This window comes from Methylobacterium sp. E-046 (assembly GCF_022829625.1).
In the GTDB taxonomy this organism is placed as follows: domain Bacteria; phylum Pseudomonadota; class Alphaproteobacteria; order Rhizobiales; family Beijerinckiaceae; genus Methylobacterium; species Methylobacterium longum.
On sequence record NZ_JAKSYP010000052.1, the window covers coordinates 1 to 24,678 of the forward strand.

Consider the following 24,678-nt stretch of genomic DNA (forward strand, 5'->3'; position numbering starts at 1 on the left):
CCACCTCTACGGCGGCATGGACGAGCCGGAGCTGAAGATCATCGACGTGTTCATCTGCAAGCTGCGCAAGAAGCTCGCCAACGCCAGCCAGGGCAAAAACTACATCGAGACCGTCTGGGGCCGCGGCTACGTGCTGCGTGAGCCGATGGACGGCGAGGAGCGGATGGCGGTCTGATCCGCCCACCTTCGGTTTCTCGAAAACCCCGCGCGGTCCGGCCACGCGGGGTTTTCGCGTTCAGGACCGGTGCAGCGGCGCGACACCCTCCCGAGCCGCGAGCCCGGGATGCGGTGGAGAAGCGGCGGAGCTGCGCCGCGGGTGCCCTCCGCCGGCAGCCCGTTGGCTGGCACATGGGCCGCGCTTCGACGTTTCAGCCTTGGCGGTCATCCGACAGGAACCGGCAGAGCCGCTCCGGCCGTCGCGGCTCCGCGAACCCGGATGCGGGGCTACACCCGTCGGACGGCGCCGTGGGCCGCGCTGGTGGTCAGCATCGCGTAGGCGCGCAGCGCCGCACTGACCTTGCGCGGGCGCGGGTTTTCCGGCTGCCAGCCCGCCGCATCCTGCGCGGCGCGCCGACGCTCCAGTTCGACCGGATCCACGTCCAGGCGGATGGTGCGTGCCGGAATGTCGATCGCGATAATGTCACCGTCGTGCACGAGGCCGATCAGGCCACCTTCGGCGGCTTCCGGCGACACGTGGCCGATCGACAGCCCGGAGGAGCCGCCGGAGAACCGACCGTCTGTGACGAGGGCGCAGGCCTTCCCCAAACCCTTCGATTTCAGGTAGCTCGTCGGGTACAGCATCTCCTGCATGCCGGGGCCACCCCGAGGGCCCTCGTAGCGGATCAGCACGACCTCACCGGCCGTGACCTTGCCGTTCAGGATCCCGTTCACGGCCGCGTCCTGGCTCTCGAACACCCGAGCCGTACCCGTGAAGGTGAGAACCGCCGCGTCGACGCCCGCGGTCTTCACGATGCAGCCCTGCTCGGCGAGGTTGCCGTAGAGCACCGCGAGGCCGCCATCCTGCGAGTAGGCGTGCGCGGCGTCGCGGATGACGCCGCCCGCCCGGTCGAGGTCGAGCTCGTCGAAGCGCGACTCCTGGCTGAACGCCACCTGGGTCGGCACGCCGCCGGGGGCCGCCCGGTAGAAGGTCTGCACTGCGGTGCTCGGCGCGACGCGCACATCCCAGCGGGCCAGGGCCGCGCCGAGGGTCCCGGCCGACACGTTGCCGGCCTCGGTGTCGATCAGGCCCGCCCGGTCGAGCTCGCCCAGGATCCCCATGATCCCCCCCGCGCGGTGCACGTCCTCCATGTGGACGTTGGCGACCGCCGGGGCGACCTTGCAGAGCACCGGAACCCGCCGGGACAGGCGGTCGATATCGGCCATCGTGAAAGGCACCTCGCCCTCATGGGCGGCGGCCAGCAGGTGCAGCACCGTGTTGGTCGAGCCGCCCATGGCGATGTCGAGGGTCATGGCGTTCTCGAACGCTCTGAAGCTCGCCACGGCGCGCGGCAGCACGCTCGCGTCGTCCTGCTCGTAGTGGCGCCGGGCGAGGTCGACGATGAGGTGGCCGGCCTCGACGAACAGGCGCCTGCGGTCGGCATGCGTGGCCAGCACGGAGCCGTTGCCCGGCAGCGCGAGTCCCAGCGCCTCGGTGAGGCAATTCATCGAGTTCGCGGTGAACATGCCCGAGCACGAGCCGCAGGTCGGGCAGGCCGAGCGCTCGATCACCGCGACGTCCGCGTCGGAGATCCGGTCATCGGCCGCCGCGATCATCGCGTCGACGAGGTCGACCTTCCTGGCGATGCCCGGGAGCTGGACCTTGCCGGCCTCCATCGGGCCACCCGAGACGAACACGGTCGGGATGTTGAGGCGCAACGTCGCCATCAGCATGCCGGGGGTGATCTTGTCGCAGTTCGAGATGCACACCATCGCGTCGGCGCAGTGCGCGTTGACCATGTACTCGACGGAGTCGGCGATCAGCTCCCGGGACGGGAGCGAGTACAGCATGCCGTCGTGGCCCATCGCGATGCCGTCATCGACCGCGATGGTGTTGAACTCCTTGGCGACGCCGCCGGCCGCCTCGATCTCGCGGGCGACCAGCTGGCCGATATCCTTGAGGTGGACGTGACCCGGCACGAACTGCGTGAACGAGTTGACCACCGCGATGATCGGCTTGCCGAAATCGGCATCCTTCATGCCGGTGGCGCGCCAGAGTCCGCGAGCGCCGGCCATGTTGCGACCGTGGGTGGTGGTACGGGAACGATAGGCAGGCATCGCGCGATTCGACCGGTTCGAAGGTGGTGGGCTTCTGCGCCCGCAGGCGCATGTCCGCAAGCGTCGCCGGGCGGCACGCAGCCATGGCATGCTTCTGGCGGATGACGGGACGGGACGGAGTGTGAGCCGATGACACAGGTGGATCTCCTGCGGCGCGCGATCGCGCAGGGGCAGGGCCACGCGGAGGCCGACCTCGTTCTGAAGGGCGCGCGGTTCCTCGACCTCGTCACCGGCGACTTGGTGGATTCCGACGTCGCGATCTGCGGCGAGCGGATCGTCGGCACCTTCGGATCGTATCGCGGCCGCCGGGAGATCGATCTGCGCGGCAAGATCGTGGTGCCGGGTTTCATCGACACGCATTTCCACGTCGAATCCTCGCTGATGCCGCCGCAGGAATTCGAGCGCTGCGTCCTGCCGCACGGGGTCACCACGGGGATCTGCGACCCGCACGAGATGGCCAACGTCCTCGGGACCGACGCCTTCGCGTGGTTCCTCGAATCGTCCGGGACGCTGGCGATGGACCTGCGGGTGCAGCTCTCCTCCTGCGTTCCGGCGACCGACCATCTGGAGACGTCCGGCGCTCGGATCACCGCAGCCGATCTCATGCCCTTCGCGCAGGACCCGAAGGTGATCGGTCTCGCCGAATTCATGAATTTCCCCGGCGTGCTGGCGGGCGATCGGGCCGTGCTGGAGAAGCTCGCCGCCTTCCAGGGCCGGCACATCGACGGCCACGCGCCCCTCCTGCGCGGGGCGGCGCTGAACGGCTACATCGCGGCCGGCATCCGCACGGAGCATGAGGCGACGACCCCCGAGGAGGCCCTGGAGAAGCTCTCGAAGGGGATGACCGTGCTGATTCGCGAGGGATCCGTCTGCAAGGACCTGCACGCCCTCGCGCCGATCCTCACCGAACGCACCGCGCCGTTCCTCGCCTTCTGCACCGACGACCGGAACCCCCTCGACATCGCCGAGGAGGGCCACCTCGACTACGTCATCCGCACGGCCATCGCGCTGGGCGCACCGCCGCTGGCGGCCTACCGGGCCGCCTCGTGGTCCGCGGCCCGGGCCTTCGGCCTCCACGACCGCGGCCTCGTGGCGCCCGGGCAGAGGGCCGACCTCGTCGTGCTCGACGATCTGGCCGCCTGCGCGGTGTCGCGGGTGATCAGCGCTGGGCGCCCGGTCGACGACGCGCTGTTCGCGGGTCGGACACCCGTGGCGCCGATCGGGCGCGGCAGCGTGCGGGCGCGGCACGTGCAGGCGTCCGACTTCGCGGCCCCGGGCTCGGGACCGTCGACGCCGGTGATCGGCGTGGTGCCGGGCAAGATCATCACGCTGCGGCACGACCTGAATTTGCCCTACCGGGGCGGCGAGCGTCGCGTCGATCTCGGCCAGGACGTCATCAAGGTCGCCGTCGTGGAGCGGCACGGCCGGACCGCGCCCGGGGAACGCGGCATCGGGGTCGCCTTCGTGAAGGGGTTCGGGCTGCAGCGCGGCGCCATCGCGTCGTCGGTGGGACACGACAGCCACAACATCACGGTGGTCGGCGCGGACGAGGCCGACATGGCCGTGGCGGTGAACCGCCTGGGCGAGATCGAGGGCGGCTTCGTGGTGGTCGCGGACGGCCGCGTGCTCGCCGAGATCGCCCTCCCCCTGGCCGGCCTGATGAGCCTGATGCCGTTCGATGCCATTCGGCGCGATCTGGTCGCCCTGCGCGCCGCCGCGCGCGGCCTCGGCGTTGTCCTGCCCGAGCCGTTCCTGCAGGTGGCATTCCTGCCGCTTCCGGTGATCCCGCACCTCAAGATCACCGACCGGGGGCTGGTGGATGTCGACAGATTCACCCTGATCGATCCTTGAAATTAGATTGCGCGCAATTAAAATGATGGAACGCGGTTGCCCGCTGACCGCTTGATGCTGACCCTCTTCCAGACATCGGAGACCGCCATGTCCGTAGACGTGAAGTACCGCACCACCGCCACCGCCACCGGGGGCCGCGACGGCGCCGCGCGGACGGCCGACGGCAACTTCGAGGTCAAGCTCTCGACCCCGAAGGAGCTCGGCGGCGCGGGCGGCCCGGGCGCAAATCCGGAGCAACTCTTCGCCTCCGGCTACTCGGCGTGCTTCCTCGGCGCCATGAAGGCTGTGGCGCCGTCGTTGCAGCTGAAGGTCCCGGCCGACACCAGCGTCACCGCCGATGTCGGCATCGGCCCGCGCTCCGAAGGCGGCTTCGGCATCACGGCCGACCTGACCATCAGCCTGCCCGGCCTGGACCGCGCCGACGCGCAGAAGCTCGTGGACGCCGCGCACCAAGTGTGCCCGTACTCGAACGCCACCCGCGGCAACGTCAACGTCGGGCTGAAGCTCGCCTGAGCGAAGCTTCGGCGGGCCTCGCCTCCGCGGAGCCCGCCGCGACGAACGTGATCCACGGGCATCGTGGGTGAGCCGGAACCAGCGCGTAGGCCTGCAGACCCCACCGGCATCCCCAACCCGTCACCGACCTTGCGAGTGCAGCGACGCAGGGCGCCGTCGCTGCGCACGACCACGGCGCCGGTGATCTGCCGATCGAGCCGATCGCGTTTCCCGGTCGGACGGATCGCTGATCGGTCGGGCGCTAGCCCTCACCCCGCGCCCGCATGCACACCCGGCTCGCCTCGTCGAGCGTCACGCCCTCGAAGCCGGTCTCCGTGAGCCGGCCGCACACCCGGAAGGTCTGGTTGGCGGTCATCGGCGAGACGCCGCGATAGGCGAAGCTGCGCGGCGCCCGATCCAGCAGCGTGGCCGCGAGGTTCATCAGCAGCGTCGCCTGCATGGGACCATGGACAACCAAGTCCGCATAGCCCTCCACCTGCGTGGCGTAGGGTTGGTCGTAGTGGAAGCGATGGCCGTTGAAGGTCATCGCCGAGTAGCGGAACAGGAGCGTCGGCGTCGCCGGCACGGCCCAGACCCGCGCGTAGGCCTCGGCCGAGTCCCGCTCAGCCTCGACCGGGCGGCCGGCCTGCGCGGCGGCCGCTTCGCGGTAGACGATGTCCTGCCGCTCTCGGATCGCGACGCCGCGCTCCGTCGCCATCGCGTGATCGACGGTGACGAAGCATAGGGTCCCGCTGCGCCCCTCCTTGAAGGCCACGTCCCGCACGGTCTCGGTGCGCGTCACCAGATCCCCCACGCGCAGCTCCGCGATGGTCTCGATCTGCCCGCCGGCCCACATGCGCCGCGGCAACGGCACGGGCGGCAGGAACCCGCCCTTGGCGGCGTGACCGTCCGGTCCCAGTGCATCGGCGGGGGGCGTCTCCGGAGCGAGGCACCAGTGCAGGGCCGGCAAAGCGTGTCCCTCGGCGACCGGTGCCAGATGCGGCGCGAGGGTCGCGCGGAACTCGGCCAGGAGGCGCGGCGTCACGAGGTCGGACGCCGTGCGCGTCCGTCCGATCCAGGCAGCGAAGTCCGTCATGTCAGTACGAGCGGGGCATGCCGAGGACGTGCTCGGACAGGTAGGCGAGGATGAGGTTCGTGGAGATGGGCGCAACTTGGTAGAGGCGCGTCTCGCGGAACTTGCGCTCCACGTCGTACTCCTCGGCGAATCCGAAGCCACCGTGGGTCTGGATGCAGGCATTGGCGGCCTCGAAAGAGGCGTCCGCGGCGAGCATCTTGGCCATGTTGGCCTCGGCGCCGGGATTGGCGCCGCCCTCGTAGAGGCTCAGTGCCTCGCGGACCATCAACTCCGCGGCCCGCATGTTGGCGTAGGCGCGGGCGATCGGGAATTGCACGCCCTGATTGGCACCGATCGGACGGCCAAAGACCGATCGGTCACCCGCGTAGGCCTTCGCCTTGTCGATGAACCACTTGGCGTCGCCGACGCATTCCGCCGCGATCAGGATGCGCTCGGCGTTCATGCCGGACAGGATGTAGCGGAAGCCCCTGCCCTCCTCGCCAATCAGGTTCTGGGCCGGCACGCGGAGGTTGTCGAAGAACACCTCGGTTGTGGCGTGGTTCATCATCGTGCGGATCGGCCGGATGGTGAGGCCGTTGCCTCGCGCCTCGCGCATGTCGACGAGGAGGACGGACAATCCGTCCGTGCGCTTCATGCCCTCCGTGCGGGGGGTCGTGCGGGCCAGGAGCAGCATCAGGTCCGAATGCTCGGCGCGGCTCGTCCAGATCTTCTGGCCGTTGACCACGTAGGCGTCGCCCTCGCGGCGCGCCGTGGTCTTGAGGCTGCCGGTGTCGGTCCCGGAGGTGGGCTCGGTGACCCCGAAGGCCTGGAGCCGCAGGCGCCCCTCCGCGATGGGCGGCAGGTACTCGGCCTTCTGGGCGTCCGAGCCGTGCCGCAGAAGGGTGCCCATCGTGTACATCTGCGCGTGGCAGGCGCCCCCGTTGCAGCCCGCACGCTGAACTTCCTCGAGGATCGCCGCCGCAGCGGAGAGCGGCAGGCCGGCACCGCCGAACGCCTCCGGGATCAGGACCGACAGGTACCCGCTCCCGGTCAGCGCGTTCACGAATTCGGTCGGATAGGCCATCTCCCGGTCCAGCGCCCGCCAGTACGGGCCGGGAAAGCCTGCGCAAAGCTTGGCGACCGCCTCGCGGATCTCGGTATAGGCTTCCATGACGGGCTCCTCAGGCCGTGCGGCCGCCGTCGACCGGCAGGTCGACCCCGGTGATGAATTCGGCCTCGTCGGAGGCCAGGAACAGGGCCGCCGCCGCGATGTCGCGGGCCTGCGAGAGACGCCCGAGCGGGATCGTGGCGATGAAGCGCTCCCGGTTTTCCGGCGTGTCGGGCACGCCCATGAAATGCTCGAGCAGGCCGGTAGCCCCCATGACCGGGCAGAGGGCGTTCACCCGAATCTTCCAGGGTGCCAGTTCCAGAGCCAGCGACTTGGTGGCGAGGCTCGCCGCGCCCTTGGAAGCGTTGTACCACGTGAGCCCGGGTCGCGGCCGGAGCGCCGCCGTCGAGCTGACGTTGAGGATCACGCCACCGCCCGCGTCGCGCATCACCGGCGCGATCGCGCGGACATAGCGGAAGATCGATTTCACGTTCACCCGGAACACGCGGTCGAACTCGTCCTCGGTCACCTCCAGGAGCGGCTTGTTCCGGTGGGTCGTACCGGCGTTGTTGACCAGGATGTGCGGTACCCCGAAACGCTCGCGGGTCGCCGCGACGCTGGCTTCGACATCGGCGGCGCTGCCGACATCCGCGCCGACGGCGAGGGCCTTGGCGCCGATCCCCGCGGCGACGCGTTCGGCCGCCCCAAGGTCGATATCCACGCAGGCGACGGCGGCGCCCTCGGCGGCGAAGTGCTGGGCGATGCCCGCTCCGAAGCCGCCGCCGGCCCCCGTGACGATCGCGACCTTGCCGTCGAGCCTCTTCGTCCCCTCCCGTTCCCACGTCGTGGTCCGATGTAGGCTTTCAGGGTGCGGCGGCGAATTCCGCGCGGATGCGATCGCTGTGCGCGCCGATTGCGGGAACGGCACCGAGCGCCCGCACCTGCCCGTCGATCAGGACCGGCGGCGCCACGATGCTGGCCGGGCCGGCGGGGGTCTGGACCTCGGCGCGGACCAGGGCCGGATGGGTCGACAGGTCGGCGAGCGTGTTGACGAAGCCGTAGGCGGTACCCGCCGCCTTCAGCCTGGACGCGGCCGCGTCGCGGGTAAGACGCACCAGTTCCAAGCCGATGCGCTGATCGACGGCTGCCCGGTTGGCCACGCGGGCGTTGTTCGAGCCGAACCCCTCGGCGGTGGCGAGGTCCGGCTCCCCCAGCACGCCCCCGCAGAAGCGCGCCCATTCCCGCTCGTTCTGGATCGAGATCAGCACGAGGCCGCCGTCCGCGGTGGGAAAGGCGCCGTAAGGGCAGATCGTGGGATGGGCGAGCCCGACCCGCTGAGGCATTCGGCCCGTGCCCTCGAAGTAGAGGAGCGGCACGTTCATCCAGTCGGCCGCGCCGCTGAACAGGCTGACCTCCAGGGCGCAGCCTTCTCCCGTGATCCCGCGGGCGATCAGCGCCTCCAGCACAGCGGCGTGCGCGTCCATCCCGCAGGCGACGTCGCAGACGGAGACCCCGACCCGCCCGGGCCCCGCCGGGTGGCCGGTGATGCCGGCGAGCCCGCTCTCCGCCTGGACCAGCAGGTCGTAGGCCTTCATGTCGCTGTAGGCGTGGCCGGCACCGTAGCCGGAGATGTCGACGGTGATGAGCCGCGGATGGCGCGCCCGCAGGTCCGCCGCGTCGAAGCCCGCCCGCCTGGCGGCGCCGGGCGCGAGGTTCTGCACGAACACGTCGGTCCGCGCGAGGATCGCGTGGAGCAGGCGCGCATCCGCCGGGTCCTTGATGTCGGCAACGAGGCTTTCCTTGCCGCGGTTGAGCCATACGAAGTAGCTCGCCAGCCCGTTGACGGCGGCATCGTAGCCCCGGGCGAAATCGCCTTCCGGCCGCTCGATCTTGATGACCCGTGCGCCGGCATCGGCAAGCCGCGACGTGCAGTAGGGAGCGGCGACCGCCTGCTCCAGGGCGAGGACGGTAAGCCCTCGCAGGGGCAGAGTCTGGCTCATCCGCATCGTTCCGGAGCGCTGCGACCCCGCGGGGCCGTTCACGCATCAACTGGTTCGGCTCAGGACCGTGCCAAGCTGATGGCGGTGACAGGGGGGGAGCCGCCGTCGACGCCCCCGTGATCGCGAGCGCAGCGAAGACGGCCGCGGATCGCGCCTTCGTACCCCCCTTACTCCGCGGCGCGCAGAGCGGGCGGCCCGCGGACCTCCTCCACCGGATCGTCCGCGGCACCGACAGCGGCGTCCACCGCCTCCGGCCTGTCCCGGAACGACAGGCGGTGCGCCAAGCGGTCGAGGTAGATGTAGATCACCGGCGTCGTGAACAGCGTCAGGATCTGGCTCACCGCGAGGCCGCCCACCATGGCGTATCCGAGCGGCTGGCGGATCTCCGAGCCGGTTCCGTGCGCGAACATCAGCGGGATGCCGCCGAGGAGCGCCGCCATGGTGGTCATCAGGATCGGGCGGAAGCGCAGCAGCGCCGCCTTGCGGATCGCCTCCTCGGGGCCGATGCCCTCCTCGCGCTCGGCGACGATCGCGAAGTCCACCAGCATGATGCCGTTCTTCTTCACGATGCCGATGAGCAGGATGATGCCGATCAGCGCGATCAGGCTGAAGTCGAAGCCCGCCGCCATGAGCACCGCCAGCGCGCCGACGCCCGCCGACGGCAGCGTCGAGAGGATGGTGATCGGGTGGATGAAGCTCTCGTAGAGGATGCCGAGGATCAGGTAGACGACGAACAGCGCCGCCAGGATCAGGAGCGGCACCGTCGAGAGCGACTGCTGGAACGCCTGGGCGGTGCCCTGGAAGCCGCTCACCACGGTTGGCGGCACCTGGAGGTCCCGCATCGCCCGGCCGATCGCCTCCGTGGCCTGCCCGAGGGCCACGTCGGAGGCGAGGTTGAAGCTGATGGTTACCGCGGGGAACTGGCCCTGGTGGTTGACCGAGAGCGGCGCCACCGGGTCGGTGGTCCAGCGGGCGAAGGCCGCAAGCGGCACCTGCCCGCCGCCGTTCGGCGCCTTGATGTAGATCTTGTCCAGGCTGTCGAGGCTGCCCTGGAGGACCGGCAGCACCTCCAGCACAACGTGGTAGCTGTTGAGCTGCGTGAAGTACTGCGCGATCTGCCGTTGGCCGAACGCGTCGTAGAGCGTGTCGTCGATCAGCTGCGGGGTGATGCCGTAGCGCGAGGCGGCGTCCCGATCGATCGCCATCGTCAGCGTGGTTCCGCGCGTCTGCTGGTCGGTCGCCACGTCGCGGAGTTCGGGCAGCGTCTTCAGCCGGTCGAGGATGCGGGGTGCCCAGGTGTTGAGCTCGGCGAGGTCGGGATCCTGCAGCGTGTACTCGAACTGGGTGCGGGAGGTGCGCCCGCCGGTGCGCACGTCCTGGGTGGCCTGGATGAAGGTCCGGATGCCCTCCACGCGCTCTAGCTTCGGCCGAAGCCGGGCGATGATCTGGAAGGCGTTGACGTCCCGCTCGTCCCTCGGCTTCAGGGTGATGTACATCCGGCCCGAGTTGAGCGCCTGCCCGTTGCCGCCCAGCGACATGCCGACGGTGGCCACGCCCGGATCGGCCTGGACGATGGCTCCGACCTTCTCCTGCAGCGCCTTCATCGCCGAGAAGGAGGTGTCCTGGCCCGCCTCGGTGACGCCGATCATGAAGCCGGTGTCCTGCTGGGGGAAGAAGCCCTTCGGGATCGCGACGAACAGGTAGCCTGTCAGCCCGAGGGTCGCGAAGAAGGTCAGCAGCGTGATGCGGTGGTGGCGCAGGGCCACGTCGAGGGCACGCTCGTAGATCGAGAGCAACCCGTCGAACCCGGCCTCGCTCATCCGGTAGAGACGCCCGTGGCGCGCAGCGCCGTGGGGCTTGAGCAGCCGCGCCGCCATCATCGGCGTGAGCGTCAGCGAGACGAAGGCCGAGACCGCGATCGTCATGGACAGCACCACGGCGAATTCGCGGAACAGGCGGCCGATGATGCCGCCCATCAGGAGCAGCGGGATCAGCACCGCGATCAGCGACACCGAGATCGACACGATGGTGAAGCCGATCTCGCCCGCGCCCTTGAACGCGGCCTCCATGGGCCGCATCCCCTCCTCGACGTAGCGGCTGATGTTCTCCAGGACGACGATGGCGTCGTCGACCACGAAGCCGACCGCGATGGTCAGCGCCATCAGCGACAGGTTGTCGAGGGTGTAGCCCACCATCCACATCAGCGCGCAGGCGCCGAGCAGGGCGAGGGGTACCGTCACGCTCGGGATGACCGTCGCCCAGAAGCTGCGCAGGAACACGAAGATCACCGCCACGACCAGCACGATGGTCAGCAGGAGGGTGAACTGCACGTCCTCCACCGAGGCGCGGATCGTCTGGGTGCGGTCGCTGAGGATGTCGACCTTGATCCCGGCCGGCAGGGTCGCGGTCAGCCGCGGCAGCTGCGCCTTGATGCTGTCGACCGTATCGATCACGTTGGCGCCGGGCTGCTTGAAGATCACCAGGAACACGCCGCGGCGACCGTTGGTCCAGCCCGCCTGCTTCATGTCCTCGGGCCCGGCGATCGCTTGGCCAATGTCGCGCACGCGGAGGGGCGCGCCGTCGCGGTAGGCGATGATGACGTCGTTCCAGTCCCGGGCCGCCGTCAGCTGGTCGTTGGCGTAGATCGTGTAGCTGCGGCTCGTTCCGTCGATGCTGCCCTTGGGGTTATTCACCGTGGTGATGGCGAGCTGGTTGCGCACGTCCTCCAGGGACAGTCCCTTGGCGACGAGCTTGGCCGGATCGACCTGGATACGCACCGCGGGCTTCTGCTGGCCGCCGATGAAGACCTGCGCCACGCCGGAGATCTGACTGATCCGCTGAGCGAGCTGCACGTCGACCGCATCGTCCACGTCAATCAGCGGCAGGGTGTCGGAGACCGCCGAGAGCAGCAGGATCGGCGAGTCGGCCGGATTGACCTTGCGGTAGGTCGGCGGGCTCGGCAGGTTCTTGGGCAGCTGCCCGCTCGCCGCGTTGACCGCCGCCTGGATATCGCTGGCGGCGCCGTCGATGTTGCGGTTCAAGTCGAACTGCACCGTGATCGTCGAGATGCCCAGCGAGCTCGTCGAGGTCATCTGCGACACGCCCGGGATCTGCGAGAACTGCCGCTCCAAGGGCTGCGCCACCGAGGACGCCATGGTCTCGGGACTGGCCCCCGGCAGCTGCGCGGTCACCTGGATCGTCGGGAAATCCACCTGCGGCAGGGGCGCGACGCCGAGCAGCGGGTAGGCCACCAGCCCGAGGAACAGGATGCCGACCATGATCAGCGTGGTCGCCACCGGGAACCGGATGAAGGGTGCGGAGATGCCGCCTGTCATCGGTGCCCCCCGTCCTGCCGCGTCCCATCCGCGTTCGGTCCTGCGCTCATCGGCGCACCGCCTCGGGCTGCCGGCCTGCATCCGGCTCGCTCGCCTGCGCGGTGTGCGCCGCCCGCGGATCCGCCACGAGGCTGCCGTCCTGGACCTTGTACTGCCCGGCGACGATGACGCGCTCGCCGGGCTTCAACTCGCCGCTCAGGATCTGCGTCCGGCCGGAATCCGAGCGCCCGGCCTTGAGGGCGACCTGATGGGCCCGCCCGGCCTCGTCGACCACGAAGGCGAACAGGCCCGAAGGCCCGTGCTGCACGGCGTCGTCCGGCACCGTCGTAGCCACGGCCAGCGTCGCGACGCGCATCTTGGTGGAGACCGAGAGGCCCGGCCACAGAGCGTGGTTCTTGTTCTCGTAGACGGCCTTGAGGCGGATGGTGCCGGTCGCCGTGTCGACCTGATTGTTGAACAGGGCGAGCTTGCCGTCGGCGAGCTTGGTGAGACCGTCCGAGCTCCAAGCCTCCACCGGAACGTCGCCCTTCCGGAGCGCCGCGGTGATGGCGGGGAGCTGATCCTCGGGCGCTGTAAACACCACGAAGATCGGCTCGACCTGCGTGATCGTCACGATCGCCGACATGCCCGCCGCGTTGACGATGTTCCCGATATCGACCTGACGGAAGCCGGTGACGCCGTCGATCGGCGCGCGGATCGTGGCGTAGCCGAGCTGCGTCGTGGCGTTGTCGATGGCGGCCTGATCGGACGCCACCTGCGCGGTCAGCTGAGCGACCAGCGCGGTCTGCGTCTCGGTCTGCTGCCGCGACGCGTAGACGCCGAGGCCGGTGTAGCGGGTGAGGTCCACCTTGGCGTTGTTGAGGTTGGCGGTGTCCTGCTCCTTCTTGGCCTTCGCCTGATCGAGCGTCGCCTGGTAGGGCCGCGGATCCACCTGGACCAGCACGTCCCCCTTGTGGACCGTCTGCCCCTCGCGGAACGCGACCTGCTGGATCTCGCCGTCGACCCGCGTGCGCACCTGGACGGTGTTGTAGGCCTGCACCGTGCCGAGCCCGTTCGCCATGAGCGCGAAGGGCCCCTGCTCGACGGTCCCCAGCGTCACCGGCACCGGGAGCGGTGCGCTCGCCTTGGGTCTGGCCTTCGGCTGATTGTATTGCGTGTACCCGTAGGCGCCACCGCCCGCTGCCGCGAGCACGAGCAACACCACGGCCATCCCGCGTGATCGGCTCGGTTTCCGTTCGGCCCGAACCGGCTTCCCACCGCCCGAATCGTCGAACGCGACGATCTCCTCCGTTCGGGACGCGCCGCGATGGTGCTCCTCCCCGCTCAGCATGCGTCCGCTTCCGCCCTCAGGTCCGGCCGCCGGTCAGCCGAAGATAATTTTGCATTCATTAGCATACAATCCCGCACGCCGACACTGAGGCGACACGCTCCCGACCGTGGCGGACCGCCGACGGAGGGCGTGCAACCGCGCCCGTTGCGGGGTAGCGTCGCGGGGACCGTCGTCGCCCGCTGGCCGCCATCGCGACCTGCGAAGCCGGCGCGGAATCATCGGCGCGGACCGGACACGATCGCCCCACGACTTCGATGGGCGCACCCGTCCGCGCCTCGGATCTGAGACCGGGACGGCGCATGGCCTCGACGCTGGAACTTGACGGATTGAACGAGCTGCGCGCCGCGCTGATCGAGGAGCGGCAGATCATCGTCGCCTCCGTGCGCAAGCTCCGCGAGACCCGGCGCCAGAGGGGCACGTTCGTGATGGGCGATGGGTCGGAAGCCGGGCCCCGCCTCGTGGCCGTGCAGCAGCAGATCGCAGTCGTCGAATCCATCATCGCCACCCTGATGGCGTCCGAAGCCCACGATGTCTGACCGGCCGTCGCCAGCAGATCGGCGCAGGCCTGCGGGGGACGGGTGAGGCGCTCCGGAGCCGTAGCGCGCCCCGGTGTCCGATATGTTTCTGGGTTTCCCGATGACTTCCGTTGCCGGCGCTTCCTCGGGCCAGCCGGCCGATCTTGAGGTTCCGGCGCGGTCTCATCAAATCATGGGTATCATACTGTATCTAACCAAGACATAAAAACCTTTGAAGCGAAACTTACTTCCGGCGGATCGGTTCGCACGCCGTTACATCAGTACAGTATGCCCGCCGCTCTGCCGGACATCATGGCGCGCTTGAGCGCGGCACTGACGCAAATCGGGTCGCCGGAGGCGGAGCGCGCTCCGGACGTTTCCGTGGAGAAGCCGACGCGAGCTCAGATCGGCAAGTCGATCCAGGGCGACGGGATGGTCAGTTTCCCCGACGGGAAGAGCCACACGTCGCTCAAGAGCCACTTGGCGAGCCGCGGCCTCGACCCGCGAAGCTACCGTGATCACTCCGGGCTTCCGGCGGACTATCGGGTGGTCGTGCCATGGCATGCCGGGCAGCGTTCCGCACTGGCCAGGCCGTCGGCCCGGGTCGAGCGGGCCCGGCGTCTCGGACCAGATCACGCGATGGTTGGAACGCAGCCCGACGAGCGCGCCGAAGTCACCGCGTAACGATCGGCGCGGGATGTACAATGTCGGGGTGGACGCTCGCCAGGATGTCCTGTTAGCGGACAGCATCTCGACGCGCGGGGATCCGGGCATGGACGCCTTCGAACACGGCGATTCTTCGTGTGACACGACCGTAACGGTCGAGCCGCGGGACAAGAGCGAGCTTATGGCCCTCTGGTCGGCTCTCGATGCCGATTACCGTGCGCGGGATGAGCGCACGGCGCGCCTCCGCGCGATGCGCCTGATCGCGGGCGAGGACGAGGCCGCCTGATCAATCCGCGGTGTGCGCGCTCAACGGAAGATGCGCCGCCAGCGCGAAGCCCACTGCCATCGCCATGGCTTCCGCCTGGGCGATCAGCGCGGGATCACCCGCATCCCGCGCCGCCTGAAGCAGCGCGATCGCGTGCCGGCCGAGGCGCTGGAGCACCTCGTCGTCGTCGATTCCGGCGTGGCCACGGGCCCGGTCGTGTTGGCCTCGATCAGTCATTCGCGTGCGTCTGGCTTGAAGCGGCCGTCGTGGGCCGGAACGGTGCGGAGCCGGAGATCCAGGACTGCGTGTCCGTGACATCACCGAACGCGCGCATCACCGCACTCACCGTGCGATGAATGTCGCTGGCGGCGATCCCCTCCAGGCCGTGGCTGGCGGAGGCGTCCGCAAGGAACGTCACCTCCTGGCCACGGTGGAAGCCGTCGACCGCCGTGGCGAGGCAGGCCGCCTCGCCGGCGAAGCCCGCGATAACGAGAGGCGGGCAGCCGCGCTCCATGGCGTCGGCGAAGGCCGGGCTCGCGTAGCAGGAAGGACGATCCCGGTCGAAGATCATGTCGCAGCCATGCGGCTCGAAGCCCTCGATCCATCGGGCGAAGCGGGTACCCGCCTGGAACAGGGGCGCACCGATCCAGCGCACGTAGGCGACCTGGATGCCGCTCTCGCGGGCGTGGCCGAGGGCCAACCGGCAATTCGCCAGGGCCGGGGCGATCCCCGTAAGGGCGAGCGGACGCCCCGCAACCTCGTATTCCTGCTGCATGTCCACCAGCACGAGCACCGGGACGCTGCGCGGCCGGCGGTAGAGCGCCGGGTTGAAGGTCCGGATCATCGCGCCGCCTTCTGATCGACGGAGGGCCGGGTGACGGCCCGGGCCCGGGAGCGGTCGAGGGTGCCGGCGCGGTGCCAGCGGCCTTCGGGCCGGATGATGACGTAGGGATCGATGCCGATGCCGATGGCCTCGGGATGGGGCTCGGCCTCCAGCAGCATTTCGATGTAGTCGAAATCCGAGAACACCAGTTCCTGCGCGCCCTCGAACACGCGGAAGCCGAAGCGGCTCCAGAAGCCGACGAGGCGCTTCTGGGCATGGCCGTAGAGGCGGCGGTAGCCCTTCACCCGCGCCAGTTCGATCCCGGCCCGGACCAGCGCGAAGGCCATGCGCGTGTTGCGGTGCTCGGCCCGCACGGCGAGGCGCTCGATCTTGGCGAAATCGGCGAAAAAGCGGATCCGCAGACAGCCCGCGGGCTCGTCCCCGACGTAGCCGATGAGATGGGTCGCCGAGAGATCGTTCCCGTCGAACTCCTCCTCGTAGGGGCAGGCTTGCTCGGCCATGTACACGGCGGCGCGCAGGGCGATGACGCGCGACAGGTCCTCGAAGGTCCGCGCCACGGCGACGCTGGTGCCGGTGGCGCCGGGCCGGTGGCTGTCATAGGGCGGCAGGCGCTCGGCGCGCTCCGAGCGGTGGAACATGTGCAGGCCGGGCGCGCGCAGGGCGCGCCAGGCCGCGCCCTTCGTGAACCCGATGCCCTCCAGGTAGTCCGCGCCCTCCGCGGTGGCGGCGCGGGCGAAGAGATCGACGTCGCGGCACAGCGGCGTCGAGATCCGCTGCAGCATCAAGGCGACCGCCGCCGCCAGTCGGCGGCGGGCGTGGATCACCCACAGATAGATGCCGGCCGGGCGCTCGTGCTGCCGGGCGATGAAGCGGATGTCCGGATCGCTCGCGTCGAAGCTGCCCGTCAGCAGGGCCGCCATCCCGGCCTCGTTCAGCGGCAGGACCGCGGTCAAGCCCTCGCCGCGGGGCGAAAGCGCGTCGTAGCCCTCGCGCCGGGCGATGGCGAATACGGTATCGGGATTGGCGGTCATCACGCGGCGGACCACCGCGATGTCGGCAACGCCCGGCAGGGCGGACCGGGTCTCGTCGAGCAGGCGTTCCAGATCGTCCTGGGTCGGGGTGAACAGCACCAGATGGCGGGCGAGACGCGCCGAACGTAGGTCGATGATGTCGTGCCGCGCCTCCGGCGTCCCGTAGGGATGGGGCACGTGGTCGGGCGGGGATACGTGGACCGTCATCGCGTCGAAATCCGCAGATGATTGGGAAGAGCCCCCGGCTTCGCATGGCCGAAGATCCGCGTCTGTGCAAAACTTGAAGTATGGGAGTCTCACAGATGGAACACGCCTCGGTCTTCGAAGCCGGCATGCCGGACTGGCAGGACCTGCGGCTGTTCCTGGAACTCGATCGCCGGGGCAGCTTCCGAGCGGCGTCTGCCGTCGTCGGATTGTCCATCAACACGCTGCGGCGGCGGATCGACGACCTGGAGGCGCAGCTCGGCGTCACCCTGCTCACGCGCCACGCGGCCGGGATCCGCCTGACCACGGAGGGCGAGGCGATCCTGGCGGCGGCCCGCACCATGGAGAGTGCCGCCTACTCAGTCCTGCGCGCCCGGGATGCCGCTTCGGCGACGCCGACCGGCGAGGTGCGGATCGCCGTCACCGAGGGCCTCGGCACGTTCTGGCTGGCGCCGCGCCTCGTCGAGTTCCAGCGCGCGAATCCCCGGCTCGTGGTGGATCTGCGCTGCGCGATGGATCCGGCCGATGTCGGCCGCCTCGAAGCCGACGTGGCGGTGCAGCTGGTGCGGCCGTCCAATCCCGACCTGAAGGTCGTCAAGCTCGGCCGCTTGCACGCCATGGCGTTCGCGGCGCGCAGCTACCTGGACATCTACGGCGTGCCGGCCGGCGTGGAGGACGCTGCGCGGCACCGGATCGTGCTTCAGGTCTCGAACCAGACCGTCAGCATGGCGGAGTACGACCGGCACACGCCCGACAAGCCGCAATCCGGTTACGTGACCCTCAAGACCAACGTGAGCAGCGCCCATTACTGGGCGGTGGCCAACGGCGCCGGGATCGGCTGGCTGCCCACTTACGCGGCGGCGATCGGCGCGCGGCTGGTGCCGATCGACGGACTTGTCCAGATCGGCCTCGACATCTGGCTGACCTATCACCCGGATGCCGAGCGGATCGACCGCGTCCGCCAGGCGATCAACTGGATCCGCACCAGCTTCGATCCGGTGCGCTATCCGTGGTTTCGCGACGCCTTCATCCATCCCCGGGACCTCCCGGCGACGCTGAAGGGCGGGACCATGCCCGAGCTGTTCGCCGGATTCGCCGGGATGGAGCGGTAGCGGGCTGCCGCATCCTTGACCGCGCATCGCGCATGATCCTTGCTCCCGCGGCCGCAACGACGAGGTTTGCCGTGCTGCTGACGCCCCGTGAGAAGGACAAGCTGCTGATCGCCATGGCCGCGCAGGTCGCGCGGAACCGTCTGGCCCGCGGCGTGAAGCTCAACCATCCGGAGGCGGTGGCGCTGATCACCGACTTCGTCGTCGAGGGCGCGCGCGACGGCCGGACCGTCGCCGAACTGATGCGAGCCGGCGGCACCGTCCTCACGGCCGATCAGGTGATGGAGGGCGTGGCCGAGATGATCCCCGACATCCAGGTCGAAGCCACCTTCCCGGACGGCACGAAGCTGGTGACCGTTCACCACCCGATCCGGGGGGCGGCCTCCCGCGACAGGCCGGGTGCGGTGACGACCTTGCCCGGCGAGATCGTCTTCAACGCGGACGCGGAGCGCACCGTCCTCGAGGTCGCCAACACCGGTGACCGGCCGATCCAGGTCGGCTCGCACTACCACTTCTACGAGGTCAATCCGGGCCTTGTGTTCGAGCGCGAGCAGGCCCGCGGCAAGCGCCTCGACATCGCGCCCGGCACCGCGGTGCGCTTCGAGCCGGGATCGACCCGGGCAGTCACGCTCGTGCCGCTTGCCGGAGGCCGCACCGTCTACGGGTTCCGAGGCGATGTGATGGGTAAGCTCTGACCATGTCCAACGCCCCGAAGCCCGCGAGCCTTCCCCGCGCAGCCTACGCCGACATGTTCGGACCGACGGTCGGGGACCGCATCCGCCTGGCCGACACCAGCCTGGAGATCACGGTCGAGCGCGATCTCACCAGCTACGGCGAGGAGGTGAAGTTCGGCGGCGGCAAGGTCATCCGCGACGGGATGGGCCAGAGCCAGGTCACCAATGCCGGGGGGGCCGTCGACACGGTGATCACCAACGCCGTGGTGCTCGACCATTGGGGCATCGTGAAATGCGATGTCGGCATCGTCCGCGGCCGGATCTTCAAGCTCGGCAAGGCCGGCAATCCGGACGTGCAGCCCGGAGTCGACATCGTGGTCGGCCCCGGGACCGAAGTCATCGCCGGCGAGGGCAAGATCCTGACGGCCGGCGGCTTCGACAGCCACATTCACTTCATCTGCCCGCAGCAGATCGAGGAGGCGCTCTGCTCGGGCATCACAACGATGCTCGGCGGCGGCACCGGGCCGGCGCACGGCACCTTCGCCACCACCTGCACGCCCGGACCCTGGCACATCGCGCGGATGATCGAGGCGGCGGACGCCTTCCCCATGAACCTCGCCTTCGCCGGCAAGGGCAACGCGTCGAGGCCCGAGAGCCTCGTCGAGATGGTGCGGGCCGGCGCCTGTGCGCTGAAGCTGCACGAGGATTGGGGTACGACGCCCGCGGCGATCGACACCTGCCTGTCGGTGGCGGATGCCCACGACATCCAGATCATGATCCACACCGACACGCTCAACGAATCGGGCTTCGTCGAGGACACGATCGCGGCCTTCAAGGGCCGCACCATCCACGCGTTCCACACCGAGGGCGCCGGGGGCGGCCACGCGCCCGACATCATCAAGGTAGCGGGTCTGCCGAACGTCCTGCCCTCCTCCACGAACCCGACCCGGCCCTACACGCGCAACACGATCGACGAGCATCTCGACATGCTCATGGTCTGCCACCACCTCGACCCGTCGATCCCCGAGGATCTCGCCTTCGCGGAGAGCCGGATCCGCCGCGAGACCATCGCGGCCGAGGACATCCTGCACGATATCGGCGCGCTCTCGATGATGTCGTCCGACAGCCAAGCCATGGGCCGGGTCGGCGAGGTCGTGATCCGCACCTGGCAGACCGCCGACAAGATGAAGCGCCAGCGCGGGGCCCTTGCGGGCGACACCTCGGGCACCGACAACCTGCGGGCGCGCCGCTACGTCGCCAAGTACACGATCAACCCGGCGATCGCGCACGGGATCTCGCGGCACGTCGGGTCCGTCGAGCCCGGCAAGCTCGCCGATCTCGTGCTCTGGACGCCGGCCTTCTTCGGGGTGAAGCCCGACCTGATCCTGAAGGGCGGCAGCATCGCGGCCGCGCCTATGGGCGATCCGAACGCCTCGATCCCGACGCCGCAGCCGGTGCATTACCGTCCGATGTTCGGCGCCTACGGCCGGGTGCCCTTCGCCACCGCCCTCACCTTCGTGTCCCGGGCGGCCATCGAGGACGGGCTGCGGAACCGGCTGGGCGTGCAGAAGGAACTGGTTGCGGTGGAGAACGTGCGGGGCGGAATCTCGAAGAAGAGCATGGTGCTCAACGACGCAACCCCGGTGATCGAGGTCGATCCCGAGACCTACGACGTCCGCGCCGACGGGGAGCTTCTGGTCTGCGAGCCCGCCGAGGTGCTGCCGATGGCGCAGCGCTACTTCCTGTTCTGAAACGGGATGGGGTGGCTGACGCCAGGGCCGCGATGCCGAAGGCTGCGCAGCGCGCGGACACGAGCGACCTCTTCACCCAGGCTTCGGAGACGATCGGTGTTCGATCGACCCCGGTCACCGAACAGACGGCACAGATCATGATTCGCGCCACCCGTATCCTTCGCCGGGACGCGCTCTCGGGCGGCGAGATCGTCGACCGCGTCGTTCTCGATCACGGCGACCGTCATCGCCGCCGCGTCGCCATGCGCGGGAGCGGCGGACTGGACTTCCTGCTCGATCTGCCGGAACCGGCCGTGCTTGAGGATGGCGATGCGCTGGTCCTTCAAGACGGCCGCCTCGTCTGGGTCGAGGCGGCGTCGGAACGCCTCCTGGAGATCCGCGCGCCGAGCGAGCACGCGCTTAAGCGCCTGATCTGGCACATCGGCAACCGGCACATCCCGGCTGAGATCGACGCCGACGCGGTCTGGATCGCGGACGATCACGTGCTCGCCGAGATGGTGCGTGGGCTCGGTGGCACGGTCGAGCCGGTGATTCGCCCGTTCCGGCCCGAGGGCGGGGCCTACGCGGGTGGTTCGGCGCAAGCGCACGCGCATGGCGGCCATCACCATCACCATGTCGCCGACTGAGGCCCTCGACGCCCTCCGCCTGATGGCGTGGCTGTCGCCGGGGTATCCGGTCGGCGCCTACGCGTACTCGCACGGCCTGGAATGGGCGGTCGAAGCCGGTGACGTGCGCGACGAGGCGAGCCTCGCGGACTGGATCGGCGACGTCTGCGAGCGCGGCGCGCTGCGCAACGACCTGATCCTGGCGGCCGAGGCCCATCGGGCGGCGATGTGCGGCAGCGACGCGATCCGCGCCGTCAACGACCTCGCCCTCGCCCTCGCGCCGTCGCGCGAGTTGCACCTCGAGACGAGCCAGCAGGGTCGGAGCTTCCTCGACGCCACCCTCGGCGCATGGCCCTGCGCGCCGCTCTCAAGCCTGACCGAGCACCTTCCGGGCCCCGTCGCCTATCCGGTCGCGGTCGGGCTGGCCGCCGGGGCTCACCGCATGGTGCTGGCACCCGTCCTCGCCGCTTACGGTCTCGCCTTCCTGCAGAACCTTGTCTCTGCGGCGCTGCGGGCGGCGCCGGTGGGACAGGCCGCCGGCACGCGGGTGGTCGCCGCCCTCGCCCCGCGCATCGCCCGCCTCGCCGACGCGGCTGCCGGTGCGGGTCTCGACGCCCTGGGAGCCGCCACCTTCCGCCTGGATCTCGGCTCCTTCCGGCACGAGACCCAGTATTCCCGCATCTTCCGATCGTGAGACCGCAGCATGACCTCTTCGAACGGCCCTCTCCGCGTCGGCATCGGCGGTCCTGTCGGATCCGGCAAGACAGCCCTCATGGAGCAGCTCTGCAAGCGCTTCCGAGATCGCTACGAGATCTGCGCGATCACCAACGACATCTACACCAAGGAGGATGCGCGGATCCTGACGGTGGCCGGCGCCCTGCCGGAGGAGCGCATCCTGGGGGTCGAGACGGGCGGCTGCCCGCATACCGCGATCCGAGAGGACGCTTCCATCAATCTCGCGGCGGTGGCGGAGATGAGCCGCCGCTTTCCCAAGCTCGACTTGGTGCTGATCGAATCCGGCGGCGACAACCTCGCGGCGACGTTCTCGCCGGAACTCGCCGACATCACGCTCTACGTGATCGACGTGGCCGGGGGCGAGAAGATCCCCCGCAAGGGCGGACCGGGCATCACCCGGTCGGACCTGCTGATCGTCAACAAGACCGACCTCGCGCCGCTGGTCGGCGCCGACCTGTCCGTCATGGAGGCGGACACGAAGCGGATGCGCGGGGCGCGGCCCTACGTGTTCGCATCCCTGCGCGGGGGTGCTGGCGCGGACGATGTGGCGCGCTTTGTCGAGGAGGCGGGCGGCCTCGGCCGCTGATCCGGCGCGGGGGGCTCGGCGTCAGCGCCCGGCTTCGGCGGACCGCGACCGCGCGGCCGCAACCGACGGCACTCCCATCAGTCGGTCGAGGCGGCTCATCCGCGCGCTGAAATCGTTCATGGCGTTCTGGCGCGCCTGGATGGCAGCGCTCGGCTGCGGCTTGGCCGGCATCCGTGCCGAGCGGGCCTCCGCCGCCGAGGCGGCCAGGATCGCCGCCAGGGAGACGATGGTCAGAGAGCGTGTCATGACGGCGATCCCTCGCGAATCCGCCGGATCGACCGGCGAAACGTGTGCGAGATTATGTCCGCGCTGAGCTTGGCCGTGTGCGTCGCCGCACAGAGCGGGACCGGCGTCAGCCCGGCCCGCGACGGGCCGTCAGCCAGGAGGCCAGCAGCACGGCCGCACTGACGAGCGCGATCAGCAAGGTCGAGGCGGCGTTGATCTCGGGATTCACCCCGAGCCGGACCTGACTGTAGAGGCGCATCGGCAGCGTGGTGGAGCCCGGCCCCGAGACGAAGCTGGCGATCACCAAGTCGTCCAGCGACAGGCTGAAGGCGAGGAGCGCGCCGGCCACCACGGCGGGCGCCAGCAGCGGCAGCGTCACGGTGGTGAGCACGCGCCAGGGCGGCGCGCCGAGGTCGGCCGCCGCCTCTTCAAGGGAGCGATCGAGACCGCGAAGGCGCGCCGCCACGACCACCGCCACGAACCCGGTGCAGAAGGTGGCGTGCGCGATGACGATGGTGACGAGGCCCCGATCGAGGCCGACGCCGATGAACATCAAGAGGAGCGACAGGCCGATCATCACCTCCGGCATCACGATCGGCCCGAGGATCAGTCCGGCGAACAGCGGGCGCCCGCGGAAGCGTCCGTGCCGCTCCAGCACCAGCGCTGCCAGCGTGCCGAGCACCGTGGCGATGCCGCTCGCCAGCACGGCCACCTTGAACGAGACCCAGGCGGCGGCCATCAGCGGCGCGTCCGACATCAGCGTGCCGTACCAGCGCGTCGAGAACCCGCCCCAGACCGTGACCAGCGGCGAGGCGTTGAACGAGTAGGCGACCAGCACGAGGATCGGCGCGTAGAGGAAGCCGAGCCCGGCCACCAGGGCGGTGCGGGTCACCCAGGTCACGGCCGTCCGTCCCCCGCCTCGCCGACGCGCAGGCTGTCGCGGAACAGCACCACCGGCCCGACGATGATGGCGAGGATCAGGACGGCGACCGCCGATGCGAGCGGCCAGTCACGGTTCGAGAAGAACTCGGTCCAGAGCACCCGGCCGAGCATCAGGGTCTCCGAGCCTCCGAGCAGGTCCGGTATCACGAACTCGCCGACCATCGGGATGAAGCACAGGCCTGCGCCAGCCAGGATCCCGGGCAGGCTGAGGGGGAGGGTCACGCTCCAGAACACGCGGGTGGGCGACGCGCCGAGGTCGGCCGCCGCCTCCCGCAGGCTCGGATCCAGGCGGCTCATCACGGCGTAGAGCGGAAGCACCATGAAGGGCAGGTACGCGTAGACGAGGCCGACGAGGATGGCGGCCTCGGTGTTGAGGATGGTCAGCGGCTCGAAGATCAGGCCGGCCCGCAGCAGGATCAGGTTGAGCAGTCCCTCGGGCTTCAGGATCGCGATCCAGGCGTAGATCCGGATCAGGAAGCTCGTCCAGAACGGCACGACGACGAGGGCGACGAGGAGCGGCTGCCAGCGAACCGGCGCCCGGGCCAGGGCGTAGGCGAGCGGGGTACCGAGCGCCACGAGGATGAGGCTTGCCACGGCCGCGTAGGTCAGCGAGCCGAGGGCGGCGTCGCGGTACAGCGGGTCGGCGTAGAGCGTCGCGTAATTGTCGAAGTCCAGGCCTTCGAGAAAGGCCGACCAGCCGTCCAGGCCGGCGCGCCAATCGAGCACCGGTAGGTAGGGCGGGATCGCCGTGGCCGGCTCCGACAGGCTGATCTTCAGCGTAATCGCGAACGGCACGAAGAAGAACGCCGACAGCCACACGAACGGCGGCAGCCGCACCAGACGGTCGAAGCCTCTGCCGAATCTGGCGCGGCTCATGGAGCACCGTTCGGCTTGGGGACACCGAAGGACGGGGAGCCGCGCGTCGCGCGGCGTCCGCGGATCTGCGGCAGGGTGTGGCTACCGGGGTGCGACCTGCGTCCCCTTCCCTCGGGCAGAGGATGGGGATGAGGGTCCGGTCGAGGGGCGAGGAGTCCCGGGATGAGGCGCGCCGTCCCGCCGCG

25 protein-coding genes are annotated in these 24,678 nt (G+C 69.7%); 12 read left to right on the forward strand and 13 right to left on the reverse strand.

The window, feature by feature from the left end; translation table 11 throughout:
- Positions 1 to 175: helix-turn-helix domain-containing protein (locus MKK82_RS02565; protein ID WP_243984633.1), on the forward strand; the 175-nt coding region annotated here is incomplete at its 5' end.
- A 269-nt stretch (positions 176 to 444) separates the two neighbouring features.
- Here MKK82_RS02565 and ilvD read toward each other — a convergent pair.
- Positions 445 to 2,274: a dihydroxy-acid dehydratase gene (gene ilvD / locus MKK82_RS02570; RefSeq protein WP_238289274.1), complete on the reverse strand. Its 1,830-nt coding sequence runs from the start codon at positions 2,272 to 2,274 to the stop codon at positions 445 to 447.
- 129 nt (positions 2,275 to 2,403) lie between these two features.
- On the opposite strand from ilvD, the gene ade reads away from it, so the two are divergent.
- Together ade and MKK82_RS02580 are read left to right on the forward strand one after the other, a co-directional pair.
- Positions 2,404 to 4,125, forward strand: a complete 1,722-nt coding sequence (gene ade, locus MKK82_RS02575; protein ID WP_238289272.1) for an adenine deaminase — start codon at positions 2,404 to 2,406, stop codon at positions 4,123 to 4,125.
- A gap of 87 nt (positions 4,126 to 4,212) precedes the next feature.
- Positions 4,213 to 4,638 carry an organic hydroperoxide resistance protein gene (locus MKK82_RS02580; RefSeq protein WP_238289270.1) on the forward strand — a complete coding sequence of 142 codons (426 nt, stop codon included), beginning with the start codon at positions 4,213 to 4,215 and terminating at the stop codon, positions 4,636 to 4,638.
- A 241-nt stretch (positions 4,639 to 4,879) separates the two neighbouring features.
- Here MKK82_RS02580 and MKK82_RS02585 read toward each other — a convergent pair whose 3' ends face one another.
- From MKK82_RS02585 to MKK82_RS02610, 6 genes are all read right to left on the reverse strand, one after another.
- Entirely contained in the window at positions 4,880 to 5,713 is an 834-nt protein-coding gene (locus tag MKK82_RS02585; protein WP_238289268.1) for a MaoC family dehydratase N-terminal domain-containing protein, read from the reverse strand.
- A 1-nt stretch (position 5,714) separates the two neighbouring features.
- Positions 5,715 to 6,863 carry an acyl-CoA dehydrogenase family protein gene (locus tag MKK82_RS02590; protein WP_238289266.1) on the reverse strand — a complete coding sequence of 383 codons (1,149 nt, stop codon included), beginning with the start codon at positions 6,861 to 6,863 and terminating at the stop codon, positions 5,715 to 5,717.
- Between the two features lie 10 nt (positions 6,864 to 6,873).
- Positions 6,874 to 7,728 (reverse strand): SDR family oxidoreductase, encoded by an 855-nt coding sequence (locus tag MKK82_RS02595; RefSeq protein WP_283206439.1) that lies wholly within the window; start codon positions 7,726 to 7,728, stop codon positions 6,874 to 6,876.
- Complete coding sequence (locus MKK82_RS02600) at positions 7,664 to 8,800, reverse strand: CaiB/BaiF CoA transferase family protein (protein WP_238289264.1); 1,137 nt, start codon at positions 8,798 to 8,800, stop codon at positions 7,664 to 7,666. The genes MKK82_RS02595 and MKK82_RS02600 overlap by 65 nt, the downstream gene beginning before the upstream one ends.
- Before the next feature lie 167 nt (positions 8,801 to 8,967).
- Positions 8,968 to 12,135 carry an efflux RND transporter permease subunit gene (locus MKK82_RS02605; protein WP_243984595.1) on the reverse strand — a complete coding sequence of 1,056 codons (3,168 nt, stop codon included), beginning with the start codon at positions 12,133 to 12,135 and terminating at the stop codon, positions 8,968 to 8,970.
- Positions 12,136 to 12,181: 46 nt separating this feature from the next.
- A complete protein-coding gene (locus MKK82_RS02610) occupies positions 12,182 to 13,465 on the reverse strand; it encodes an efflux RND transporter periplasmic adaptor subunit (protein WP_243984596.1) in 1,284 nt (427 codons plus the stop codon).
- 299 nt (positions 13,466 to 13,764) lie between these two features.
- Between MKK82_RS02610 and MKK82_RS02615 the strand changes: the two genes are divergently transcribed.
- The 3 genes from MKK82_RS02615 (at position 13,765) to MKK82_RS02625 (ending at position 14,932) form a co-directional block, all read left to right on the forward strand.
- Complete coding sequence (locus MKK82_RS02615; protein WP_238289259.1) at positions 13,765 to 14,001, forward strand: HOOK family protein; 237 nt, start codon at positions 13,765 to 13,767, stop codon at positions 13,999 to 14,001.
- 267 nt (positions 14,002 to 14,268) lie between these two features.
- Positions 14,269 to 14,664, forward strand: coding sequence for a MucR family transcriptional regulator (locus MKK82_RS02620; protein WP_279602686.1), 396 nt, complete (start codon positions 14,269 to 14,271; stop codon positions 14,662 to 14,664).
- 13 nt (positions 14,665 to 14,677) lie between these two features.
- Entirely contained in the window at positions 14,678 to 14,932 is a 255-nt protein-coding gene (locus MKK82_RS02625) for a hypothetical protein (protein ID WP_243984598.1), read from the forward strand.
- Here the strand turns inward: MKK82_RS02625 and MKK82_RS02630 are convergent, their stop codons facing one another.
- Genes MKK82_RS02630 through MKK82_RS34145 form a run of 3 tightly spaced genes read right to left on the reverse strand, consistent with a single transcriptional unit; the run spans position 14,933 to position 16,993 of the window.
- Complete coding sequence (locus tag MKK82_RS02630) at positions 14,933 to 15,088, reverse strand: hypothetical protein (RefSeq protein WP_238289254.1); 156 nt, start codon at positions 15,086 to 15,088, stop codon at positions 14,933 to 14,935.
- Between the two features lie 52 nt (positions 15,089 to 15,140).
- Positions 15,141 to 15,755, reverse strand: a complete 615-nt coding sequence (locus tag MKK82_RS02635; RefSeq protein WP_238289252.1) for a cysteine hydrolase family protein — start codon at positions 15,753 to 15,755, stop codon at positions 15,141 to 15,143.
- Positions 15,752 to 16,993 (reverse strand): GNAT family N-acetyltransferase, encoded by a 1,242-nt coding sequence (locus MKK82_RS34145; protein WP_308445447.1) that lies wholly within the window; start codon positions 16,991 to 16,993, stop codon positions 15,752 to 15,754. Before MKK82_RS34145 ends, MKK82_RS02635 begins: the two co-directional genes overlap by 4 nt.
- Positions 16,994 to 17,088: 95 nt before the next feature.
- Between MKK82_RS34145 and MKK82_RS02645 the strand changes: the two genes are divergently transcribed.
- The 6 genes from MKK82_RS02645 to ureG all read left to right on the forward strand — a co-directional run bounded on the left by MKK82_RS02645 (position 17,089) and on the right by ureG (position 22,450).
- Complete coding sequence (locus MKK82_RS02645; protein ID WP_238289250.1) at positions 17,089 to 18,102, forward strand: LysR family transcriptional regulator; 1,014 nt, start codon at positions 17,089 to 17,091, stop codon at positions 18,100 to 18,102.
- Positions 18,103 to 18,173: 71 nt separating this feature from the next.
- Positions 18,174 to 18,794, forward strand: a complete 621-nt coding sequence (locus MKK82_RS02650; protein WP_238289248.1) for an urease subunit gamma — start codon at positions 18,174 to 18,176, stop codon at positions 18,792 to 18,794.
- Positions 18,795 to 18,796: 2 nt separating this feature from the next.
- Complete coding sequence (ureC, locus tag MKK82_RS02655) at positions 18,797 to 20,524, forward strand: urease subunit alpha (RefSeq protein WP_243984600.1); 1,728 nt, start codon at positions 18,797 to 18,799, stop codon at positions 20,522 to 20,524.
- 137 nt (positions 20,525 to 20,661) lie between these two features.
- Positions 20,662 to 21,150, forward strand: coding sequence for an urease accessory protein UreE (locus tag MKK82_RS02660; RefSeq protein WP_243984634.1), 489 nt, complete (start codon positions 20,662 to 20,664; stop codon positions 21,148 to 21,150).
- A complete protein-coding gene (locus MKK82_RS02665) occupies positions 21,116 to 21,823 on the forward strand; it encodes an urease accessory protein UreF (RefSeq protein ID WP_238289244.1) in 708 nt (235 codons plus the stop codon). Before MKK82_RS02660 ends, MKK82_RS02665 begins: the two co-directional genes overlap by 35 nt.
- Before the next feature lie 9 nt (positions 21,824 to 21,832).
- Entirely contained in the window at positions 21,833 to 22,450 is a 618-nt protein-coding gene (gene ureG, locus MKK82_RS02670) for an urease accessory protein UreG (RefSeq protein ID WP_238289242.1), read from the forward strand.
- 21 nt (positions 22,451 to 22,471) lie between these two features.
- On the opposite strand, the gene MKK82_RS02675 is transcribed toward ureG, so the two are convergent.
- From MKK82_RS02675 to MKK82_RS02685, 3 genes are all read right to left on the reverse strand, one after another.
- On the reverse strand, positions 22,472 to 22,696 hold the full coding sequence (locus MKK82_RS02675) for a hypothetical protein (RefSeq protein WP_238289240.1): 225 nt from the start codon (positions 22,694 to 22,696) through the stop codon (positions 22,472 to 22,474).
- A 106-nt stretch (positions 22,697 to 22,802) separates the two neighbouring features.
- On the reverse strand, positions 22,803 to 23,576 hold the full coding sequence (locus MKK82_RS02680) for an ABC transporter permease (RefSeq protein ID WP_238289238.1): 774 nt from the start codon (positions 23,574 to 23,576) through the stop codon (positions 22,803 to 22,805).
- Positions 23,573 to 24,493, reverse strand: coding sequence for an ABC transporter permease (locus MKK82_RS02685; RefSeq protein WP_238289236.1), 921 nt, complete (start codon positions 24,491 to 24,493; stop codon positions 23,573 to 23,575). The genes MKK82_RS02680 and MKK82_RS02685 overlap by 4 nt, the downstream gene beginning before the upstream one ends.
- Positions 24,494 to 24,678: the final 185 nt, after the last annotated feature.

Coding starts and splice junctions, on each gene's coding strand:
- ilvD (WP_238289274.1), bottom strand. CDS start 2,274: ATGCCTGCCTATCGTTCCCGTACCACCACCCACGGTCGCAACATGGCC.
- ade (WP_238289272.1), top strand. CDS start 2,404: ATGACACAGGTGGATCTCCTGCGGCGCGCGATCGCGCAGGGGCAGGGC.
- MKK82_RS02580 (WP_238289270.1), top strand. CDS start 4,213: ATGTCCGTAGACGTGAAGTACCGCACCACCGCCACCGCCACCGGGGGC.
- MKK82_RS02585 (WP_238289268.1), bottom strand. CDS start 5,713: ATGACGGACTTCGCTGCCTGGATCGGACGGACGCGCACGGCGTCCGAC.
- MKK82_RS02590 (WP_238289266.1), bottom strand. CDS start 6,863: ATGGAAGCCTATACCGAGATCCGCGAGGCGGTCGCCAAGCTTTGCGCA.
- MKK82_RS02600 (WP_238289264.1), bottom strand. CDS start 8,800: ATGAGCCAGACTCTGCCCCTGCGAGGGCTTACCGTCCTCGCCCTGGAG.
- MKK82_RS02605 (WP_243984595.1), bottom strand. CDS start 12,135: ATGACAGGCGGCATCTCCGCACCCTTCATCCGGTTCCCGGTGGCGACC.
- MKK82_RS02610 (WP_243984596.1), bottom strand. CDS start 13,465: ATGCTGAGCGGGGAGGAGCACCATCGCGGCGCGTCCCGAACGGAGGAG.
- MKK82_RS02615 (WP_238289259.1), top strand. CDS start 13,765: ATGGCCTCGACGCTGGAACTTGACGGATTGAACGAGCTGCGCGCCGCG.
- MKK82_RS02620 (WP_279602686.1), top strand. CDS start 14,269: ATGCCCGCCGCTCTGCCGGACATCATGGCGCGCTTGAGCGCGGCACTG.
- MKK82_RS02625 (WP_243984598.1), top strand. CDS start 14,678: ATGTACAATGTCGGGGTGGACGCTCGCCAGGATGTCCTGTTAGCGGAC.
- MKK82_RS02635 (WP_238289252.1), bottom strand. CDS start 15,755: ATGATCCGGACCTTCAACCCGGCGCTCTACCGCCGGCCGCGCAGCGTC.
- MKK82_RS34145 (WP_308445447.1), bottom strand. CDS start 16,993: ATGACGGTCCACGTATCCCCGCCCGACCACGTGCCCCATCCCTACGGG.
- MKK82_RS02645 (WP_238289250.1), top strand. CDS start 17,089: ATGGAACACGCCTCGGTCTTCGAAGCCGGCATGCCGGACTGGCAGGAC.
- ureC (WP_243984600.1), top strand. CDS start 18,797: ATGTCCAACGCCCCGAAGCCCGCGAGCCTTCCCCGCGCAGCCTACGCC.
- MKK82_RS02660 (WP_243984634.1), top strand. CDS start 20,662: ATGATTCGCGCCACCCGTATCCTTCGCCGGGACGCGCTCTCGGGCGGC.
- MKK82_RS02665 (WP_238289244.1), top strand. CDS start 21,116: ATGGCGGCCATCACCATCACCATGTCGCCGACTGAGGCCCTCGACGCC.
- ureG (WP_238289242.1), top strand. CDS start 21,833: ATGACCTCTTCGAACGGCCCTCTCCGCGTCGGCATCGGCGGTCCTGTC.
- MKK82_RS02675 (WP_238289240.1), bottom strand. CDS start 22,696: ATGACACGCTCTCTGACCATCGTCTCCCTGGCGGCGATCCTGGCCGCC.
- MKK82_RS02685 (WP_238289236.1), bottom strand. CDS start 24,493: ATGAGCCGCGCCAGATTCGGCAGAGGCTTCGACCGTCTGGTGCGGCTG.